The organism is Variovorax paradoxus, from assembly GCF_030815855.1.
Taxonomy (GTDB): Bacteria; Pseudomonadota; Gammaproteobacteria; order Burkholderiales; family Burkholderiaceae_C; genus Variovorax; species Variovorax paradoxus_M.
In genome coordinates, this window is record NZ_JAUSXG010000001.1 from 1,617,357 (window position 1) to 1,638,241 (window position 20,885).

At 65.7% G+C, this 20,885-nt stretch carries 15 protein-coding genes; 11 read left to right on the top strand and 4 right to left on the bottom strand.

Annotated features, from left to right (window positions below; translation table 11 throughout):
* Positions 1-147 precede the first annotated feature (147 nt).
* The 4 genes from alaS to QFZ42_RS07515 all read left to right on the top strand — a co-directional run bounded on the left by alaS (position 148) and on the right by QFZ42_RS07515 (position 7,135).
* Positions 148-2,772 (top strand): alanine--tRNA ligase, encoded by a 2,625-nt coding sequence (gene alaS / locus QFZ42_RS07500; RefSeq protein WP_307700363.1) that lies wholly within the window; start codon positions 148-150, stop codon positions 2,770-2,772.
* Positions 2,772-3,803: a 2-dehydropantoate 2-reductase gene (locus QFZ42_RS07505; protein ID WP_307700364.1), complete on the top strand. Its 1,032-nt coding sequence runs from the start codon at positions 2,772-2,774 to the stop codon at positions 3,801-3,803. The genes alaS and QFZ42_RS07505 overlap by 1 nt, the downstream gene beginning before the upstream one ends.
* 681 nt (positions 3,804-4,484) lie before the next feature.
* Positions 4,485-6,707: a M1 family metallopeptidase gene (locus tag QFZ42_RS07510; protein WP_307700365.1), complete on the top strand. Its 2,223-nt coding sequence runs from the start codon at positions 4,485-4,487 to the stop codon at positions 6,705-6,707.
* 17 nt (positions 6,708-6,724) lie between these two features.
* On the top strand, positions 6,725-7,135 hold the full coding sequence (locus tag QFZ42_RS07515) for a hypothetical protein (RefSeq protein ID WP_307700366.1): 411 nt from the start codon (positions 6,725-6,727) through the stop codon (positions 7,133-7,135).
* 24 nt (positions 7,136-7,159) lie between these two features.
* Here the strand turns inward: QFZ42_RS07515 and QFZ42_RS07520 are convergent, their stop codons facing one another.
* Positions 7,160-7,903, bottom strand: coding sequence for a transporter substrate-binding domain-containing protein (locus tag QFZ42_RS07520; protein WP_307700367.1), 744 nt, complete (start codon positions 7,901-7,903; stop codon positions 7,160-7,162).
* Between the two features lie 57 nt (positions 7,904-7,960).
* Positions 7,961-8,779 carry a substrate-binding domain-containing protein gene (locus QFZ42_RS07525; protein WP_307700368.1) on the bottom strand — a complete coding sequence of 273 codons (819 nt, stop codon included), beginning with the start codon at positions 8,777-8,779 and terminating at the stop codon, positions 7,961-7,963.
* 406 nt (positions 8,780-9,185) lie between these two features.
* Here QFZ42_RS07525 and QFZ42_RS07530 point away from each other — a divergent pair, with 406 nt between their 5' ends.
* Positions 9,186-10,337 carry a sensor histidine kinase gene (locus tag QFZ42_RS07530; RefSeq protein ID WP_307700369.1) on the top strand — a complete coding sequence of 384 codons (1,152 nt, stop codon included), beginning with the start codon at positions 9,186-9,188 and terminating at the stop codon, positions 10,335-10,337.
* A 138-nt stretch (positions 10,338-10,475) separates the two neighbouring features.
* A complete protein-coding gene (locus QFZ42_RS07535) occupies positions 10,476-10,922 on the top strand; it encodes a hypothetical protein (protein WP_307700370.1) in 447 nt (148 codons plus the stop codon).
* A 59-nt stretch (positions 10,923-10,981) separates the two neighbouring features.
* Here the strand turns inward: QFZ42_RS07535 and QFZ42_RS07540 are convergent, their stop codons facing one another.
* Together QFZ42_RS07540 and QFZ42_RS07545 are read right to left on the bottom strand one after the other, a co-directional pair.
* Positions 10,982-11,887, bottom strand: a complete 906-nt coding sequence (locus QFZ42_RS07540) for a response regulator transcription factor (protein WP_307700371.1) — start codon at positions 11,885-11,887, stop codon at positions 10,982-10,984.
* A complete protein-coding gene (locus QFZ42_RS07545) occupies positions 11,865-15,260 on the bottom strand; it encodes a hybrid sensor histidine kinase/response regulator (RefSeq protein ID WP_307700372.1) in 3,396 nt (1,131 codons plus the stop codon). The genes QFZ42_RS07540 and QFZ42_RS07545 overlap by 23 nt, the downstream gene beginning before the upstream one ends.
* Before the next feature lie 260 nt (positions 15,261-15,520).
* Between QFZ42_RS07545 and urtA the strand changes: the two genes are divergently transcribed.
* The 5 genes from urtA to urtE all read left to right on the top strand — a co-directional run bounded on the left by urtA (position 15,521) and on the right by urtE (position 20,861).
* Positions 15,521-16,786 carry an urea ABC transporter substrate-binding protein gene (urtA, locus tag QFZ42_RS07550; protein ID WP_307700373.1) on the top strand — a complete coding sequence of 422 codons (1,266 nt, stop codon included), beginning with the start codon at positions 15,521-15,523 and terminating at the stop codon, positions 16,784-16,786.
* Between the two features lie 140 nt (positions 16,787-16,926).
* The gene (gene urtB / locus QFZ42_RS07555; RefSeq protein ID WP_307700374.1) at positions 16,927-17,841 is read left to right on the top strand and encodes an urea ABC transporter permease subunit UrtB; all 915 of its coding nucleotides are present in this window, start codon (positions 16,927-16,929) and stop codon (positions 17,839-17,841) included.
* Positions 17,842-17,875: 34 nt separating this feature from the next.
* Positions 17,876-19,081: an urea ABC transporter permease subunit UrtC gene (urtC, locus tag QFZ42_RS07560; protein WP_307704189.1), complete on the top strand. Its 1,206-nt coding sequence runs from the start codon at positions 17,876-17,878 to the stop codon at positions 19,079-19,081.
* A gap of 19 nt (positions 19,082-19,100) precedes the next feature.
* The gene (gene urtD, locus QFZ42_RS07565) at positions 19,101-19,844 is read left to right on the top strand and encodes an urea ABC transporter ATP-binding protein UrtD (protein WP_307700375.1); all 744 of its coding nucleotides are present in this window, start codon (positions 19,101-19,103) and stop codon (positions 19,842-19,844) included.
* Between the two features lie 327 nt (positions 19,845-20,171).
* Positions 20,172-20,861, top strand: coding sequence for an urea ABC transporter ATP-binding subunit UrtE (gene urtE / locus QFZ42_RS07570; protein WP_307704190.1), 690 nt, complete (start codon positions 20,172-20,174; stop codon positions 20,859-20,861).
* Positions 20,862-20,885 lie beyond the last annotated feature (24 nt).

A 20,885-nucleotide genomic window follows, 5' to 3' on the forward strand; every position in this document is an offset into this window, starting at 1 on the left:
GGCCGCTCTGGGGCAGCGCGCGGGCCGGTGGCCAAACCTATAATCGTTTGTTCAAGCAAATCAAGCAGTTAGGTCGGTTCAACGCAGTGGGTTCGACGAGAGGGTCGCCATCGCCAGGCCGCCCTCGACAGAAGACGAAACCCAAAGATGAGCCAGCTCACATTCACGGTCGCGGACATCCGCAAGACCTTTCTCGATTTCTTCGCCTCCAAGGGCCACACCGTGGTGGCCTCGAGCTCGCTGGTGCCGGGCAACGACCCGACGCTGATGTTCACGAACTCGGGCATGGTCCAGTTCAAGGACGTGTTCCTCGGCGAAGACAAGCGCCCCTACGTGCGCGCCGCCTCGGTACAGGCCTGCCTGCGCGCCGGCGGCAAGCACAACGACCTGGAGAACGTGGGCTACACCGCGCGCCACCACACCTTTTTCGAGATGCTGGGCAACTGGAGCTTCGGCGACTACTTCAAGCGCGAGTCGCTCAAGTGGGCCTTCGAACTGCTGACCGAGGTCTACAAGCTGCCGGCCGAAAAGCTCTGGGCCACGGTCTACATCGAGGACGACGAGGCCTACGACATCTGGACGAAAGAAATCGGCCTGCCGCCCGAGCGCGTGGTGCGCATCGGCGACAACAAGGGCGGCCGCTACATGTCCGACAACTTCTGGATGATGGCCGACACGGGCCCCTGCGGCCCGTGCTCCGAGATCTTCTTCGACCACGGCCCCGAGATTCCCGGCGGCCCGCCCGGTTCACCTGACGAAGACGGCGACCGCTACATCGAGATCTGGAACAACGTGTTCATGCAGTTCGACATGCAGCCCGATGGCAGCGTGAAGAAGCTGCCCGCACCCTGCGTGGACACCGGCATGGGCCTGGAGCGGCTGGCCGCGATCCTGCAGCACGTGCACAGCAACTACGAAATCGACATCTTCGATGCGCTCATCAAGGCTGCCGCGCGCGAAACCGGCGAGAAAGACCTGGGCAACAACTCGCTGCGCGTGATTGCCGACCACATCCGCGCCACCTCGTTCCTGGTGGCCGACGGCGTCATTCCGTCGAACGAAGGCCGCGGCTACGTGCAGCGCCGCATCGTTCGCCGCGCGATTCGCCACGGCTACAAGCTGGGCCAGAAGAAGCCCTTCTTCCATAAGCTGGTGCCCGACCTGGTCAAGCTCATGGGCGACGCGTACCCCAAGCTGGTGGCCGATGAGAAGCGCATCACCGAAACGCTGAAGGCCGAGGAAGAGCGCTTCTTCGAAACGCTGGCCAACGGCATGGAAATTCTCGACGCGGCGCTGGCCGGCGATGCCAAGACGCTGCCGGGCGACGTGGCCTTCAAGCTGCACGACACCTACGGCTTTCCGCTCGACCTGTCGGCCGACGTGTGCCGCGAGCGCGGCGTGAGCGTCGACGAAGCCGGCTTCAACGCCGCCATGGAAAAGCAGAAGGCGGCGGGGCGCGCCGCGGGCAAGTTCAAGATGGACCGCAACGTCGAGTACGGCGGCGCGGGCAATGTCTTCACCGGCTACGAACACCTCGAAGAAAGCGCGAAGGTCGTCGCGCTGTACGTCGAAGGCGCCCCCGTGCAAGAACTGAAGGAGGGCCAGCCCGGCATTGTGGTGCTCGACACCACGCCGTTCTATTCGGAGAGCGGCGGCCAGGTCGGCGACCAAGGCGTGCTCGTGGCCGAAGGCGTGCAGTTCGGCGTCGAAGACACGCAGAAGATCAAGGCCGACGTGTTCGGCCACCACGGCACGCAGACCCAAGGCACGCTGAAGGTGGGCGACAAGGTCAGGGCCGCGGTCGACACCGCGCGCCGCGCTTCCACCATGCGCAACCACTCGGTCACGCACCTGATGCACAAGGCCCTGCGCGAAGTGCTGGGCACGCATGTGCAGCAGAAGGGCTCGCTGGTCGATGCCGACAAGACGCGCTTCGACTTCGCGCACAACGCGGCTGTCACGCACGACCAGATCCTCGAGATCGAAAAGCGCGTGAATGCCGAAATCCTGGCCAACACCGAGACGCATGCGCGCGTGATGGACATGGAGTCGGCCCAGAAGACCGGCGCCATGATGCTGTTCGGCGAGAAGTACGGCGAGAGCGTGCGCGTGCTCGACATCGGCAGCAGCCGCGAACTCTGCGGCGGCACGCACGTGGGCCGCACGGGCGACATCGGCCTGTTCAAGATCGTGAGCGAAGGCGGCGTGGCCGCCGGCGTGCGGCGCATCGAAGCCGTCACCGGTGCCAATGCGCTCGGCTACCTGCAAGACCTCGAAGCCACGGTGCAGAGCGTGGCCGCCACGCTCAAGTCGCCGGCGGCCGAATTGCAAGGCCGCCTCACGCAGGTGCTCGAGCAGGTGCGGGCACTGGAGCGCGAAGTGGGCTCGCTCAAGGGCAAGCTCGCGTCGTCCAAGGGCGACGAGCTGCTGGCGCAGGCGGTCGACGTCAAGGGCATCAAGGTGCTGGCCGCCAAGCTCGACGGCGCCGACGCCAAGACGCTGCGCGACACCATGGACAAGCTCAAGGACAAGCTCAAGACGGCCGTGATCGTGCTGGCCGCGGTCGACGGCGCCAAGGTGCAGGTGGCCGCGGGTGTCACGAGCGACACGGTCGGCAAGGTCAAGGCCGGCGAGCTGGTCAACTTCGTGGCGCAGCAGGTGGGCGGCAAGGGCGGCGGCAAGGCCGACATGGCCATGGCCGGCGGCACCGATGCCGCGGGCCTGCCCGCCGCGCTCCAGTCGGTGCAAGCCTGGGTGGCGGAACGCACCTGATGGCCGCGACCGAGGTGCTCGGCCTCCCTCCCGGCGAAGTGCTGGTGATGGGGGCGGGCACCATCGGTTGCTTTGTCGGCGGCAGCCTTGCCGCCGCGGGCGTCCCGGTCACCTTTGTCGGGCGACCGCGCGTGCTGCAGAGTCTTGAAGCACACGGCCTGACGCTCACCGATCTCGAAGGCGGCGCGCACCGCTTGCCTGCCGCCAGCCTGCGCTTGAGCGAACAGATTCCCGTGGGTGCCACGCCTGCGCTGGTGCTGCTGTGCGTGAAGAGCGGTGCCACGGCCGAGGCGGCCGCCGAGCTTGCCTTCGCGTTGCCCGCGGGCACGCTGGTCGTCTCGCTGCAGAACGGTGTTTCCAACTGCGCCGCGGCTTCGAAGGCCGGCCCCACGCTCGACGTGCTGCCCGGCATGGTGCCGTACAACGTGGCGGAGGTAGGGCCAGGTGCTTTCCACCGGGGCACGGCCGGACGGCTGGCCGCAAAGGACGACCCATCGCTGCGGCCCTGGCTGCCGGTGTTCGAGCGCGCGGGCATCCCCATCGACCTGCACACCGACTTGCTGCCCGTGCAATGGGGCAAGCTGCTGCTCAACCTCAACAACCCCGTCAATGCGCTCTCGGGCCTGCCGCTGCGCGACCAGTTGATGCAGCGTGGCTACCGGCGCTGCTTTGCCGCGCTGATCGATGAGGCGCTGAGTGTGCTCGGCAGCGCCGGCATCGCACCGGCGCAGGTGGCCGCCGTGCCGACACAGCGGCTGCCGACGGTGTTGCGGCTGCCCGACTGGCTGTTTCGCATCGTCGCTGCGCGCATGCTGCGCATCGATGCCAAGGCGCGCTCCAGCATGGCCGACGACCTCGCGCTCGGGCGCCGCACCGAGATCGACGCGCTCAGCGGCGAGATCGTGCGGCTTGCGCAAGACCACGACGTGGACGCGCCGCGCAACGCGAGGATGTTCACCTTGCTCGAAGACTGGCCGCGGCAGCCCAGGCGCTGGACCGCGCGGCAATTGCAGGACGCGCTCGGGCTTTAGCGTCGTGTTGAATGCATGCAGTGTGGCTGCGTGGTCACGTTGCATGCGTCCGTTTTTTCCGTCCGACAGTCCGTGCGCTGCAAGAACAAAGAACCATCTTCGTAGTGCTTTGCGCGCCTGCGTTCAATGACTTCCTTTGTCGTAAGGCGCGCGAACATTTTGAGAGGGAAAAGTTCCGCGCTTCGTTGACGCTGTCATAGCCGATCAGCTAAAAATGTTCGCACTTCCAAGGAGGGAGAGCGCACGTGAAGCTATCCACAACAGCCCACCAGAACTTGTCGTCGCGGCCCCCATTCCACGCCCGCCTGACACATCCATACGCAGCGTTGAAGCGCATGCGCTGAGCCGCCGCTTCAGGCATTCAGGCTCCGTCCGGCACCGCCATTCCATAGCCCTCGCGTTCGACGGGAATGGAACCCCTCGCTCCCCGCATCCTGGGACCACCCGCCTCGCCCGCGGTGGGGTTCGGCGTGGCACGTCCGTGCCACGCCGGCTGAAAAAAAACAAGACACGTTCTCTGCACTTTCCTGCGAACGCTTCGTTCGCTAGGAGGGTGCGGTGCTGCCTGTTCGTTTGTTCGTTCGATGTGTTGTTCATTCCATTCCCGCGCGTGCTTGCGCAGGGCCGGCTATCCGCCGGCACATGCGAAGCGGCGCTTGTCCTTACCAAGAGGCGATCATCATGAAGAAACTTGTCAAGCCAGTCGTCAACAACCTGGCCATTACCGCCGTGACCCTTGCCACCCTCGTGGCTTGCGGTGGTGGCGGAGGTGGCGGCGAATCGTCGTTCGGGGGCACGGCGCTGAATGCCTCCGGTGCGTCGGCGGACAGCGCGGCGTCGCCCAAGGCGCCCGATGACGGACTGGCGCTTGCACCCGACTCGGCCGCCGTGGCCCAGGTCGACCGCTCCGTGAAGCCGATGGAGCTGCCCGATACCGTCTGGCCCATCAACTACAAGCTGTGGTTCCGGCCCGATGCGGCATTGAAGACATTCGTGGGACGCGGCGATGTGGAGATCGAAGTGCTCAAGCCGGTGGACGCCATCGTCGTTGCCGCGCACAACCTCAAGTTTGCGAACGGCCGCACCACCTTGCGCAAGTTGTCGAACCCCTCCGAGGCCATTCCGCTGATTCCCACGCCGCAAACATTGGGCGACTTCGTCCAGCTGCGGCGCAACGACGGCCAGATTGCCAAGGGCAAGTACCTGCTGCACATGGAATGGGACGGCAAGATCCAGTTCTCGGATGCGGAGTACTGTCCGCCCGACGAGATGGCGCGCAATCCGTTCTGTTCGGCCGCGACCGGCGTCTTCAAGGTGGGCCTTTCCACCCCAGAGGGCGTGAGCAGCGATGCCATCGTGACGCAGGGCGAAACCAACTATGCGCGGCAATGGTTCCCGGGCTGGGACGAACCGGCGTTCCGCCACAGCTTCGAGATTTCCGCCGAGGTGCCGGGCGACTGGCAGACCGTGTCGAACGCCGCGCAGAAGTCCGCCGTCAAGCTGCCCGACGGCTACCAGCAGGTGTCGTTCGAGAAGACGCCTTCGATGCCGATGTACCTCACCTTCTTCGGCGGCGGCAAGTTCGACGTTCTTTCGGACACCTTCAAGAACCCGCTCGACGGCAGCGAGATGCCGTTGCGCTGGTTCACGCCGCCGGGCCGCTCCACCTGGGCCACCTTCGCGATGGAGTGGACCAAGGTCGCCATGGACTACTATTACAACTACACCGGCATTCCGCTGCCGTTCAAGAAGTTCGACACCGTGGCGGCCAACGACAGCTACGACAACAAGCCGAACACCGGCTTCGGCGGCATGGAGAACTGGGGCTCGATCTTCGAGTTTGCCGACCGCGTGCTGACCAAGCCGGGCGACACGCCCACGCTGTATTCGGTGACGGTGGTCACGCACGAAATTGCGCACCAGTGGTTCGGCGACCTGGTCACGCTCGACTGGTGGGACAACGTGTGGCTCAACGAATCGTTCGCGCGCTGGTTCGACCGCCGCACCACGATCAAGTTTCATCCGAACTACTACAGCTTTTCGGACTACGTGCTCGACAAGCACACCGTGATCGTGGCCGACCTGAAGAACACCGCGGTGCCCGTGCAGCGCAACCTCAACGATGCGGGCTCGTTCGGCTTCATCAGCCCTTCGATCTTCGTCTACAACAAGGGCAGCCACGTGCTGGAGATGGTGCAGAACTACGTCGGCGAAGAAGCGATGCAGAAGGGCCTGCAGATCTACCTGAAGGACTACGCGTTCGGCAACGCCACGCCGTCGCGGCTGTGGAACTCCATCGAGAAGGCGAGCGGTGGAAAGAAAGTGGCGGACATCGGCGACAGCTTCATCCGGCAGACCGGGGTGCCGCTGCTCACCGTGGATGCGCAATGCGCGGGCGACCGCACCTTCGTGTCGATCAGCCAGGAACCGTTTCCGAACCAGAACGCCTACCCGGCATCGGCCTGGACCATTCCCGTGACGCTGGCCTACGGCGACGCGATGGATCAGCGCAAGACCTTCGTGATGGCCACCAGCACCACGCAGCTGGAGCTTCCGGGCTGCACCGCGGTGCTGGCCGGGCCGACCGGGCAGGACTACTACGTGAGCAACTACAGCACGCAGTCGTGGAGCGACCTGCTGGCCAAGGCGCAGAACTTTGCCGACAACAAGCCGCTGCTGCTCAACATCGAGAGAGACGCCTTCCGGCTGCTGTCGATCGGCCGCATCACCCAGGGGCAATACGACCAGATCAAGGGCATCGTCAACCTGCCGTCGACGCTCCTGGCCAAGACCGAGGCGAGCCAGCAGAAGATGCTGGCGCAAGACGCCGGTGGCAAGGAAGACTACCCCCACGCGCTGCGCTACCAGGGCAGCCTGAAGCTGCGCGACAACGAGAAGCGCTGAGGAGGAGGAGCACCGTCATGACAAAGGCACTCAATTACCTGGCGATCGGCACATCTGCGCTGCTGTTGCTGGCTGGCTGCGGCCCGGGCGGCGGGCCCGAGGCGGAGCTGGTCGGCGTCTATGCCGTGAAGAAGAACGGCGTCCTGAAAGAGCTCGTGAAGATCGAGCGCCAGGGCGGTCGCTACATCATGCGCGACAAGGTTCGCACGCCCGAGTGGAGCGAGCCCAAGATGCAGATGGAGCCCGTCACGCGCGAGGCCTGGCGCAGGATCACCACCGACACCGAGAACACCGAGTTCGTCGGCGTCGCGAGCGAGCAGCTCGGCGTGTTCAAGGTGCCGCCGGGCTGGAAGAAGAACGACTTCAGCACCGGCACCGGGTACTTCCTGTTCTATTCGCGAGGACCTGTCGAGGCCCACAAGCTGTGAGCTGCGCGCGATGAAGCCTGCTGGCTAGGCCGTTGGCGCGACGACCGCGCCTTCGATGCGGTGGCGCCTGAGCGCATCGGCCACGAAGCCGGTGGCCTTCATCTCCTCGACGAAGGCCGCCAGCAGCGCCTGTGCTTCTGCGCCACGGCTGGCCGGCGTGCCCATGGCCTGCTGAATTACCATGAAGCGGCCAGGCAGCACGCGCACGCCCGGTTCGCGCAGCGCCTCGGCTTCGAGCAGCTGGCGAATGCCGGCGGCCACCTCGACCTGTCCGGAACGCAGCGCGGCCAGTGCCGGGGCTGCGCCCTGAAGCCGCACGATCTCGGCCTGGCCGATTTCGCGCGTGAGGAACAGGTCGTAGGCGCTGCCCGCACCCACCGAAATGCGATGGCCCTCACGATCGATCTGCGCGTTGTCGGTGAGCTCCGATGCGTCGCGCACGAGGTAGCTGCCCTCGATCAGCACATAGGGCGCGGTGAAGCGCAGTCCTTCGCTGCGCGCCGGGTCGATGGCGAAGAAGCCGATGTCGGCCTTTTCGTTTTTCACCGCATCGACCGACGCCGCCGCTTTTTCGAACACCACGAGCTCGACGCTTACGCCGAGCCGCCGCCCGAACTCGCGCGCGAGGTCGATCGACACGCCCTGCGGCTCGCCAGTGGCCACATCCTTGTTCGCGAGGATCGGATTGCCGAGGTTGATCGATGCGCGCAGCGTGCCGGTGGGCGCGAAGGCGGAGACGAGGGCGGGCGAGGGGGTCGGCTGTGTCATGGCGTCCATTCGTCGGTAAAGGAGGAAAGGGATGAACGCCAGTTTACGAGCGCGGGTTCAACGCGCCGCCAGCGGCTCCAGGCCGGTCTTCGCAATGGTGGGCGCGGCGGCCGGCGAGTTGAGGTAGCGGATCAGCTGGCGCGCGGCGTCGGGCTGCTTCGAGGCCGTGGCCACCCCGGCCGAGAACACCGTCACGCGCTGCACCTCGGCCGGCAGCGGGCCGATGTAATCGATCCCGTCGATCGGCAGCAGTTCGCTCACTTGCTGCAGCCCCAGTGCCGCGTCGCCGCGCGCCACGACGGTGCCCACGCGCTCGCTCAGGATGCGCTTGCTCTTGGGCTTGACCTGATCTTCGATGCCGAGCTTCTTCAGCAGCTCGGTCTCGTAGTAGGTGCCGCTCGCGCTGGCCGAGTAGGCGATGGAAGGCGCCGCCAGCAGCGTGCGCTTGAGTGCGTCCACGGTCGAGATGTCGGGCTTGGGCGCGCCCTTGCGCACGGCAAACCCGATGGACGATTTCACCAGGTCGACCTGGCTTCCCGGCACCACCTTGCCTTGCGCCACCAGTGCGTCGAGCGCCGGCCGCGCGAGGATCACCACGTCGGCCGGCTCGTTGCGCGAGAGCCGGCTCGGAATGGAATCCTCGGCATTGCCCATGGAAGCGCCGTACGCCGTCTTGACCGTGCGGCCGCTGCTGCGCTCGAAGTCCGGGCGCAGGTCGTTGTATGCGGCCGTGAAGCCGCCCGAGGTCATCACGTGAATGTCGCCGCCGGCGGGCGGCGCCTTGCTGAAGCTGCCGCACGCCGCAAGAACGGAAGCCGCTACCAGCAGGCTGGCGCGGCGGGTCAGGCGGTCGAGCGAGAAGGTCTGGGTCTTCATGGTGTCTCCTGATGAATCACCTCATCCTAGTTAGCGAGGCTGTCAATCGGCCTTCAGCGTCTTCGGGGTAAACACCAGGGCCGTGGCCCGGCTGGCAGAATCCGGGAGAAGCGGCCCTGCTGTTTTTCGAACCAATGACCTACCTTCGCACCCAGCGCTTCGCTTCTCGCGGCCGCGCTATGGGCCGGCTTCACGCTGTCGTTCAGGCGCGCGGGACTTGGCGCATGGCAGGGCGTGGCCATTGTCAGTGCATGGTCGGCGATCCTGCTCATGCCGTGGCTGCTGTGGCGGGCGCTGATGCCAGCGGTGTCTGCGGGCGAGGCGCGCGCGTCGATTCAACTGCGGGGTAGATTGAACTCGCGCAGCGTGCCTCCTGTCGTCCTGCAAGGTGCCATACTCCGCCTGCATGCGCCTGAGCCAATTCATCAAAAACAACGTCGAGCCGATCCTCATCGAGTGGGAATCCTTCGCACGCACGATGATTCCACCGGCTGAAACAATGTCCGTCGTCGAACTGCGGGACCATGCGCATGAAATCCTGCTGGCCATCGCCGGCGAAATGGAGTCCGTCCAGTCCGAAAAGGAGCGCGAGGCGAAGTCCAAGGGACTCGCGCTGCCGTTCTTGAAAGAGACGTTCGCCGCCGAGCATGGTGGCTTGCGGCAGCGGGTGGGTTTCGATCTTTCCCAGCTGGGCGCGGAGTATCGCGCCCTGCGCGCCACGGTCCTTCGCCTGTGGATGCGGAACGTCGTTGTGGTCGATGCCGCGGTGCTCGAGGAAGTGGGGCGCTTCAACGAAGGCATCGACCAGGGCCTTGCCGAGGCCATGGCCACCTATTCCGAGCACGTCGCCAATTCGAGGGACACCTTCCTGGCGGTTCTGGGGCACGACCTGCGAAACCCGTTGAGCGCGCTCAGCTCCTGCATTCACCTTCTGGAGCTGGCCGGCGATACCAAGCCCAAGGAGCGCACCCTCCAGATCGCCAGGCGCAGCATCGCCTCGATCAACGACATGGTCACCGACCTGCTCGAGTACACCCGCACCCGGCTCGGCCGCGGCATCGAGGTGGTTCCGCAACGGGGCAGCCTGAGCGCCCTGTGCCAGGAGGCCTTCGACGAGGTCTGCGCGGCCTATCCCAAGCGGGCACTCGTTGCCGAGCTTCCGGCCGACGTGGTCCTGATGTTCGACGCGCCAAGAATGCGCCAGGTTCTCACCAACCTGCTGAGCAATGCCGTGCAGCACGGAGATCCCGCCCATCCCGTCACGCTGGTGGTGAGGAACGAAGACGCGCACGCAACCCTGATCGTCAAGAACCAGGGGCGGCCGATTCCTCCCGACGCGATGCAGGTCATCTTCAATCCGCTGGTGCAGGTGCCGACCAGAGAGTCGGCGCCGCACGAGCGGCCCGCCACGAGCCTGGGTCTCGGCCTCTACATTGCCCGCGAGATCGTCACGGGACACGGCGGCACCATCACCGTGACCTCGTCGGAGGCGGAAGGCACGGCATTCACCGTTCATCTGCCCCGCAGCGGCAGTCAGGCCACCCAGCCCGTCACCTGAGCCGGAGAGGCGCCGCTCAGCCAGTGCATTGCATGGCACTGACGACTGGACCGGCCCGTCATGAAGACTTTGGACTACAAGCCGGGTTTCCGGCCTCGTCTAGCTTGGCTTTCTCGAAACACCAACAAGGAGAGTTCGATGAAGCTGAAACAACGTATTACACCGGCTTTGCTGGCCATCGTCATGGGCGCCTGCGTTGCACCGCTTGCCCTTGCAGCGGGCGGCGGCGGGGGAGGTGGCGGAGGCGGTGCGGGTTCTGGCGGTAGCGGCGGAGGAAGCGGCAGTGCCGGCGTAGGCGCAGCCGCTGGTGCGAACGGCAACGGCGCGGGTGCGACCAGCGGTTCCAACGCGTCGGCCAATGCCGCAACGCCCGCGACACCCGCGACCCCGGCGACGCCTGGCACGGGCACCACGGCCACGACGCCGGCCACGCCCGCGACCCCGGCCACGCCGTCGCCGCAGTCTTCTTCGTCGACGTCATCGACGATGTCCGCAACGCCTGCAACACCCGCCGTGCCTGCATCCAGGTCGGACAACAGCACGACCCCGCCTGCGGTGCCTGCAACGCCCGCGCCCAAGAGGTAGCCGGCGGCAAACAAGGCAAACGAGGGCCGGCACAGCGATGGCGCTGCCGGCCCGTTTTTTCAGGCGAGCTGTCCGCTCGCCAATGCCGCAGCGGCGGCGCGTGTCTCGACGCCGAGCTTCTCGAAGATGTGCTCGAGGTGCTTGTTGACCGTGCGCGGGCTGGTGCCCAGGATTTCGCCGATGTCGCGGTTGGTCTTGCCCTTGGCAAGCCATGACAGCACCTCGGTCTCTCGCGGCGTCAGGGCGGCTTCAGCGAGCCGCGCCGAGGGCGCTCCGACGGCCCCTTCGCGCTGCACGGCGAAAAGAAGCATGGTCTCGCCGAGCGCGGCGGCGCCCAGGTTGCGCACCGAGAGCCGCGCGCCGGCCGTGGTCATGGCGGCGATTGCGGCGCCGGGCACGAGCACGGGCTCCAGCGAAGCGGGCAGCAGGCCCGGTGCCGGCGGCGCATCCATCGCATGCAGCCACAGCGCGGCCTGCGGCGAGCGCCATGCAACGCGCCCGCGCGCATCGACAAACACCACGCCCATGCCCGCCACATCGACGGCGTCGCGCGCCATGCGCGTGATGCGGGCATTGCGCGTGTGCGTATGCAGGCGCGCGAGCACCTCCTGCGCGCGAATCGGCTTCACCACGTAGTCGACGCCGCCGCATTCGAAGCCCTCGACCACATGCGCGGTTTCCGAAAGGCCGGTCATGAACAGCACCGGAATGTGCGCAAGCGCCGCGTTGGCCTTGATGCGCCTGCAGGTCTCGAAACCCGAAAGGCCGGGCATCAGGCCGTCGAGCAGGATCGCGTCGGGCACCACCAGCTCCAGGCGCTGCAGCGCGGCCTCGCCGTCGGCCGCGACCAGCACCGTGTAGCCGCTCGATTCGAGCGTGTCGCACAGCATGCCCAGGCTGCTGGGGGCGTCGTCCACCACCAGCACCACGGGGCGTTCGGTTTCAGGGGGCGAGAGTGTCTGCATCTTCTTCTGCGAGCGCCTTGCGTAAGTTGTCGAGTTCGAAGCGGTTGACCATGCCGCGCAGCCAGGTGCACGTGACGGCGGCCGGTGGAGACGCGGCGGCGAGCCGGTCGAGCACCTGGTGCAGGCCGCGCACGTGGCCCATCTGCACCAGCCGCATCAGCTCGGCGCGGTCGTCTTCGGACAGCGCGAGCTGCTCCGGCCGCGGCGCGATGTCGACGGTGGGCGGCATGGGATCGCTCGGCGCCAGCCACTCGAGGCCGAGGTGCCGTTCCAGCGCCGCAATCAGTTCCGACTCGATGACAGGCTTGCCCACGAAGGCTTGGCAGTCCGCGGCGCGCAGCAGCTCGGCCCGGTTCTCGAACATGTTGGCCGAGACGATGATGATCGGGATGCGGTCGAAGCCCGAGGCGCGTACCAGCGCCGCGGTTTGCCAGCCGTCCATGTCGTCCATGGTGAGGTCCAGAAGAATCGCGCCGGGCAGGTTCTCGCGCAGGCTGTCGAGGCACTCGGTGCCGCTCGCGGCCTCGCGCACTTCGAAGCCCAGCGGCGCGAGCATGCCGGCCAGCATCTGGCGCTGCACCGGCTGGTCGTCGACCACCAGCAGCGTGCGGCGCGCGCCGATGTAGCCCGACACTTGCCGCCGCAATGCACCGGCCTGCGCCTGCGGGCCGGGGTCCGCCACTTCGCGCAAATAAACCCGCACACCGAAGGTGCTGCCCGCGGGCGAGGTGGCGGCCAGCGCCAGTTCGCCGCCCATCAGCGATGTGAGGAGGCCCGTGATGGTGAGGCCGAGGCCGGTTCCAGGCTCGCCGCGCCGCCGACCGGCGGCCCCGCGCTCGAACGGAAGAAAAATGCGCTGATGGTCTTGTGGCGCCACGCCGATGCCGGTGTCGACCACGTCGAAGCGCAGCACCTCGCGCCGCGCATCCACATGCAGCGTGACGGTGCCGCTGTCGGTGAAGCGCACCGCGTTGGCCAGCAGGTTGATGAGAATCTGGCGCAGCCGCTTGGCGTCGGCATGCACCCAGGGCGGCAGCCGCCCGCTGTGCGTGTAGATGAAGGCAAGGCCCTTGCTTTCCGCCTGCGGCCGCACCATGTGCACGAGCTCGTCGAGAAAGGCGGGCAGCGCGAGCGGCGCGGGCTCCAGTTGCAGTCGGCCCGCTTCGATGCGCGCCAGGTCGAGCAACCCATCGATCAGCCCGAGCATGTGTTCGCCGCTGCGCTGGATGGTCTGCACGGCTTCGCGCGGCGGCGCCACGGCCTCGCCCTTGAGCAATATCTGCGAATAGCCCAGGATGCTGTTGAGCGGCGTGCGCAACTCGTGCGTCATGCCGGCCACGTAGCGGGTCTTGGCCTGGTTGGCGGCTTCGGCGGCTTCCTTCGCGGTCTGCAGCGCGGCGTCGGTGCGCTGGTGCGCCTCGATCTCGATCGTGAGCAGGTGGTTGTGGCGGTTCGATTCCTCCTGCGCCATCTGCCGGCTCTCGCTGCCCAGCACGATCCACCATGCGGCCACCGCCGCGACCAGGGAGAGCAGCGCAAACACCTTGAGAAAGGCGCTCTGAAGGGCCGGGTCCACGAGATCCGAGCCCACGATGGTCTCTTGCGCATACACCACGCCCATCACCGTGGCCAGCAACGCAACGAGCGAGGTGGCCACCATCAGGTAGTGCGCCACGCGAAAGTTGAGCCGGCCCGACAGCGCGGGCGGCAGCAGCGCCTGCAGCCAGCCGCTCATCTGCTCGGCCGCGCGCGAGTCGGTCTTGCAGCGGTCGTGGCAGCGCGATTCGAGCGTGCAGCACAGCGAGCAGATCGGTGCGCTGTAGGCCGGGCAGTGCGCCATGTCTTCCGACTCGAAATGGTTGTCGCACACCGAGCACTTGACCATCTGCCCGGGCGCCCAGCGCCGGATGTCGGTGCGCGCGAGGTAGTAGCGCCCGCGCGTGCGCCAGGCGAGAAGCGGCGAAACGACCAGCGCCGTCGTGAGCGCGATGAAGGGCGAGAACGCGCGGGCCCATTGGCCCAGCAGGCCCGAATAGGCCAGCATGGCAAGCCCGGCCGCCACCAGCATCGCGCCCAGGCCGACCGGGTTGATGTCGTACAGGTGCGCGCGCTTGAACTCGATGGTGCGCGGACTCCAGCCCAGCGGCTTGTTGATGACCAGGTCGGCCACCAGCGCGCCGACCCAGGCGATGGCGATGTTGCTGTAGAAGCCCAGCACGTGCTCCAGCGCCGCGAACACGCCCAGCGCCATCAGCAGGATCGCGATGACCACGTTGAACACCAGCCACACCACCCGGCCCGGATGGCTGTGCGTGAGGCGGGCGAAGAAGTTCGACCATGCCAGCGAGCCCGCATAGGCGTTGGTGAGGTTGATCTTCATCTGCGACACCACCACGAACAGCGCCGTGGCGCCGAGGACCCACGCCGGGTCGCGCAGCACGTACGCGAAGCCCGTGAGGTACATCTGTGTCGGCTCGATCGCGTGCACGGCCGGTATCTCGTGTTGCAGCGCGAGGAACGCCAGAAACGCGCCGCCCATCATCTTCAGCATGCCGGGAACGATCCAGCCCGGCCCGGCGATCAGCACGGCGGCCCACCAGCGGCCCCGGTTGGTGGTGGTTTTCTCGGGCAGGAAGCGCAGGTAGTCGACCTGCTCGCCGATCTGCACCACGAGCGAGAAGGCCACCGTGGCGGCCGCGCCGAACATCAACGGGTCGAAGCCGCTGCTGCCGGAGGTGCGGCCCACCAGGCCGGTGAAGTCGGCATACAGCTCGGGCTTCTTCACCATCACCGCGATGAAGGGGCAGACGAACAGCACGATCCAGATCGGCTGCGTCCACAACTGCAGGCCCGAGATGAGCGTGATGCCGCGCGCCACCAGCGGAATGATGACGATCGAGGACACCAGGTACAGCAGCCACAGCGGCCAGTCCAGGTACATCTGCAGCGCCAGCGCGAGGATGGCGGCCTCGAGCGCGAAGAAGATGAAGGTGAAGCTCGCATAGATCAGCGAGGTGAGCGTGGAGCCCAGGTAGCCGAAGCCCGCGCCGCGCGTGAGCAGGTCCATGTCCATGCCGTGCTTTGCCGCGTAGTAGGAAATCGGCAGGCCGGTGAGAAAGGTGATGAGCCCCACCACCAGGATGGCCCACAGGGCATTCGAGAAGCCGTAGCTCAGCGCGATGGCGCCGCCGATGGCCTCCAGCGCCAGGAACGAGGTGGCGCCGAAGGCCGCGTTGGCGACGCGGAACTCCGACCACTTGCGAAAGCTGCGCGGCGTGTAGCGCAGCGCGTAGTCCTCCAGCGTTTCGTTCGCGACCCACGCGTTGTAGTCGCGGCGGATGCGGAAGATCTTCTGGCCGGTGACGGGTTGCATGGTGGGGTCTTGCGGCAAGGGCGAGGGCGGCGGCATGGAAGGCAGCAGAGCAAGAAGCGCTCCGTGCGTGCTTTCTGCCCAGTGCACGGCCTGCGAGTCTGCGTGCCGGAGCGTTTCTCGCCGCTACGTTGAATGACGTATTCGCGGCAGCACAAGTGATTTCTAAAGTACCAGCCGTGGTGCTCGGGGCACCGTCCGATGCACTCTGATGGTGCGCCGGCCCACCCTTGATTTTTTCCTCAACCTGCCTGGAGTTCCTGATGTCGCGTGATTCCGATACTTCCCTCGATGCCCTGGCATTGCGCCGCCGCCGACTGCTGCAGGGCGCCGCCGCGCTGCCCGTGATGGGCCTCTCCGGCCTGAGCTTCGGCCAGTCGCAGTTCCCCACGGCCAAGGTCAACACCACCAAGCTCGCGGTGACCGACACCGAGGTGACGGTGGGCCAGCTGCACTCGTCCTCGGGCACCATGGCCATTTCGGAAACCGGCTCGATCCAGGCCGAGCAGCTCGCCATCGACCAGATCAACGCCATGGGCGGCATCCTCGGACGCAAGATCAAGGTGATCAAGGAAGACGGCGCCTCCGACTGGCCGACCTTTGCCGAGAAGTCGAAGAAGCTGCTGGTCAACGATCACTGCGCCGCGGTGTTCGGCTGCTGGACCAGCGCTTCGCGCAAGGCCGTGCTGCCGGTGTTCGAGAAGGAGAATGGTCTCCTGTACTACCCGACCTTCTACGAGGGCCTGGAGCAGAGCAAGAACGTGATCTACACGGGCCAGGAAGCCACGCAGCAGATCATCTGGGGCCTGGACTGGGGCGCAAAGGAGAAGAAGGCCAAGACCTTCTTCCTGGTCGGCTCCGACTACATCTGGCCGCGCACCTCGATGAAGATCGCGCGCAAGCACATCGAGAACTTCCAGAAGGGTTCGGTCAAGGGCGAGGAGTACTACCCGCTGGGCCACACCAACTTCAACTCGCTGATCAACAAGATCAAGGTGGCAAAGCCCGACTGCATTTTCGCGGCCGTGGTGGGCGGCTCGAACGTGGCCTTCTACAAGCAGCTCAAGGCCGCGGGCATCACGGGCGACAAGCAGTTCCTGCTGACGCTGGCCGTGACCGAAGACGAGATGACCGGCGTGGGCGGCGAGAACTTCGCGGGCTTCTACTCGTCGATGAAGTACTTCCAGTCGCTCGACAACGCGAACAACAAGAAGTTCGTCGAAGCCTTCAAGGGGAAGTACGGCAAGGACGCGGTGATTGGCGATGTGACGCAGGCGGGCTATCTGGGGCCGTGGCTCTGGAAGGCTGCTGTCGAGAAAGCCGGCAGCTTCGACGTGGACAAGGTCGTGGCCGGCTCGCCGGGCATCGAGCTGAAGACCGCGCCCGAAGGCTACGTGAAGCTGGACGCGAACCATCACCTGTGGAGCAAGGCGCGCATCGGGCAGGGGCAGCTGGATGGGACGTTCAAGGTGGTGGCGGAATCGAGCGAGCTGATCAAGCCGGATCCGTTTCCGAAGGGCTATCAGTAACCCTGTCTTGCTCCCTCCCCTCCCGGGGGAGGGCCGGGGTGGGGGCATGCGGCGTCACTGCCGGGCGCGCCCTGCCTGCCCCCATCCCAACCTTCCCCCGGAGGGGAAGGAGCTAATACCCAACATCGGAATTCGCTGCCATGAACCTGTCGGACATGATGAATATCGGCCTGATGCAGGGCTTCGCGGGGCTGAGCCTCTTCGCGGTGCTGCTGCTGATGGGCCTCGGGCTCGCGATCATCTTCGGCCAGATGGGCGTCATCAATATGGCACATGGCGAGTTCATGACCATCGGCGCCTACTCGATCTACCTGGCCGCGCGCGTCACCGAAAGCCTGACGCCCGCGTTCATGCCGTATTACTTTCCGATCGCGATCGGCCTCGCTTTCGTGTTCGCGTTTATCGTCGGCTGGATCGTGGAGTGGGTGCTCATACGGCATCTCTACAAGCGGCCACTCGACACGCTGCTCGCGACCTGGGGCGTGAGCCTGGGCTTGCAGCAGATCTTCCGCACCTTCATCGGCCCGAAGGAAGTGAGCCCGACGCTGCCCGAGTGGCTCATGGGCTCGTGGACGCCGCATGAGGGCCTGGACATTCCGATCAACGGCCTGTTCGTGCTGATGCTCACTGCGCTGGTCACGGGCGGCGTGCTGGTCGCGCTGCACAAGAGCCGCTGGGGCCTGCGTGTGCGCGCCACCGTGGCCAACCGCACGATGGCCAACGCGACCGGCATCGACACCATGAAGACCGACCGCCTCACCTTCGCCATCGGCTGCGGCATTGCGGGCATGGCCGGCGCGGCCTTCACCACCATCGGCTCGACCGGGCCGACCTCGGGCTCGCTCTACATCGTCGATGCGTTCCTGGTCGTCACCTTCGGCGGCGCGGCCAGCCTGCTCGGAACCGTGGTCTCGGCCTTCGGCATTGCGCAGACGCAGTCGATCTCGGAGTTCTTCATGACCGGCTCGATGGCCAAGGTGCTGACGCTCTCGCTGATCGTGCTGATTCTGATGATTCGTCCGCAAGGGCTGTTCGCCGTGAAAGTCCGCCGCTGATGAACCCGCTTTCTTCCTGGAGAACGTTCCGATGATGAATTTCATCAAGGCCTCGATCCTGCGCTACCAGCTCGGCAGCCTCTTGCTGCTGGTGCTGCTGCTCGCGGTGGTGCTGCCGCTGTCGCTCGACATCTTTCGCCTGAATCTCGTGGGCAAGTACCTTACGTATGCGTTCGTCGCCGTCGGGCTCGTCATGGTGTGGGGCTACGGCGGCGTGCTGAGCCTGGGGCAGGGCGTGTTCTTCGGCATCGGCGGCTATGCGATGGCGATGTTTCTCAAGCTCGAGGCCTCCGACCCGATCACCACCAAGATCCAGTCGACGCCCGGCATTCCGGACTTCATGGACTGGAACCAGATCACCGAACTGCCAGCCCTGTGGCAGCCGTTCAAGAGCCTGCCACTGAGCCTGGCGCTGGTGGTGCTGGCGCCGATGGCGCTGGCCTGGCTCGTGAGCTTTGCGATGTTCAAGCGCCGCGTGGGCGGCGTGTACTTTGCGATCATCACGCAGGCGGTGGCCCTGATCTGCACCGTGCTCATCATCGGCCAGCAAGGCTACACCGGCGGCGTCAACGGCATGACCGACCTGAAGACCATGCTGGGCTGGGACACGCGCACCGACAGCGCCAAGTACATCCTGTACTACGTCTGCGTGGGCCTGCTGGTGCTGAGCATCCTCTTGTGCCGATGGGTGCAGACCAGCAAGCTCGGGACGCTGCTGCTGGCCATGCGCGACAAGGAAGACCGCGTGCGCTTCTCGGGCTACGACGTGTCGAACTTCAAGGTCTTCACCTTCTGCCTGGCGGCCGGGCTCTCGGGCATCGGCGGCGCAATGTTCGCGCTGCAGGTGGGCTTCATGTCGCCGAGCTTCGTGGGCATCGTGCCGTCCATCGAGATGGTGATCTTCTGCGCCGTGGGCGGCCGCATGAGCCTCGTGGGCGCGGTGTACGGCGCGTTGCTGGTGAATGCGGGCAAGACGCTGTTCTCCGAGAGCTTTCCGGACCTGTGGCTGTTCCTGATGGCAGGTCTCTTCATCGGCGTGACCATGGCCTTTCCGATGGGGCTCGCGGGCCTGTGGGACGAAAAGATCAGGCCTTGGTGGAAGGGCCGCCGCCAGGCCTTGCGCGAAGCCGCGGTGAAGCCGCCGACGTCCACCGCGACAGCACCCGCACCGGCTTCTCTTTCTCCATCGCCGTCGCCCGAGCCCCAACTGCCCGATGGTGTCGGCAGCCAGCGCGCCTGAGAACCGAACGGAACACTTCATGAGCAATACCGACTTCGCGCTCGCGGTGGAAGACCTCACCGTCTCCTTCGACGGCTTCAAGGCCATCGACGACCTCACGCTCTACATCGACAAGAACGAGTTGCGCGTGATCATCGGCCCCAACGGCGCCGGCAAGACCACGCTGCTCGACCTGATCTGCGGCAAGACGCGTGCGAGCGGCGGCAGCATCAAGTTCAAGAACACCGAGCTCACGAAGATGGCCGAGCACAAGCGTGTGCGGCTGGGCATCGGCCGCAAGTTCCAGACGCCGTCGATCTACGAGAACCTCAGCGTGTTCCAGAACCTCGAGGTGTCGTTCCCGAAGGGCCGGTCGGTGCTCGGCGCGCTGGCGTTCAAATGCGACGACGAGGTCAAGGCCAAGGTACAGGCGGTGGCCGAGGATATCGGCCTTGCCGACAGGCTTCGCACCGAAGCCGGCCTGCTGAGCCACGGCCAGAAGCAGTGGCTGGAGATCGGCATGCTGCTGATGCAGGAGCCTGAGTTGCTGATGCTCGACGAGCCCATTGCGGGCATGAGCGCCCGCGAACGCGAACTCACGGCCGACCTGCTCAAGCGCATCTGCAAGAACCGCGCGGTGATCGTCATCGAACACGACATGGCCTTCGTGAAGCAGATCGCGCACAAGGTGACCGTGATGCACCAGGGAAAGATCCTCGCCGAAGGGCCGATGGAAAAGGTGCAGGCGGACCCGAAGGTCATCGACGTTTATCTGGGGCACTAGATGACCTGTCGTTTCATTCGTCGCTGTGTGGGTCATTCGGGGCGCGCTCCCGCCGACGGGGTACCTTGCTCCGCGAATGTCCTCCGGCCTGCGGCCTCCCCCTTGATTTCGCTGCGCAAGGCACCCCATCGACGTGAGCGTTATGCACGCCGGTCGTTGATCGGCCGTACACCACGAGCGTGTCCCAGTGCACAGGGCATCGGGTGCTCCCCGCAGCGAAATCAAGGAGGAGGCGAAGCCGGGGGACATTCGTGGAGGGGAGTACCCGGTGGCCTGTGCACGCGCCCTGAACAGAAGCACTCAAGGAGCCACTGAATGAGCAACATCATGCTGAAGGTCGATGACCTGCATACCGCGTACGGTCAGAGCGAGGCTCTGCACGGCATCTCGTTTGACGGCCATGCCAACGAAACCATCGCCATCATGGGCCGCAACGGCATGGGAAAGACCACGCTGTTCAAGAGCCTCATGGGCGTGCTGCCGATCAAGAGCGGGCGCATCGAAGTGGCGGGGCAGGACGTGTCGCGCGACGAGAGCTTCAAGCGCGTGGCCAAGGGCATTGCCTACGTTCCGCAGGGCCGGATGATTTTTCCGACGCTCACGGTGGAAGAGAACATCCAGACCGGCCTCGAGAACTCCAAGACCCGCCGCATTCCGGAAGAAATCTACGCCTTGTTCCCTGTGCTCTGGGACATGAAGCGCCGCAAGGGCGGCAACCTCTCCGGCGGCCAGCAACAGCAGCTTGCCATTGCGCGTGCCCTCGTTACCGACCCCAAGGTGCTGCTGCTCGATGAGCCTACCGAAGGTATCCAGCCTTCGATCATCAAGGACATCGCCAAGGCCCTCAACGAGATTCGCAAGCTTCGCGGCATCACCATCGTCGTGTCGGAACAGGTGCTGAGCTTTGCGATGGACGTGGCCGATCGGCTCTTCGTGATCGAAGGCGGCCGGCTCGTGCATGAGACCGCGCGCGACAAGACCGATGTGGACCACATCAAAGCCTATCTCTCCGTTTAACCACAACCCAACCAGGAGCCACTG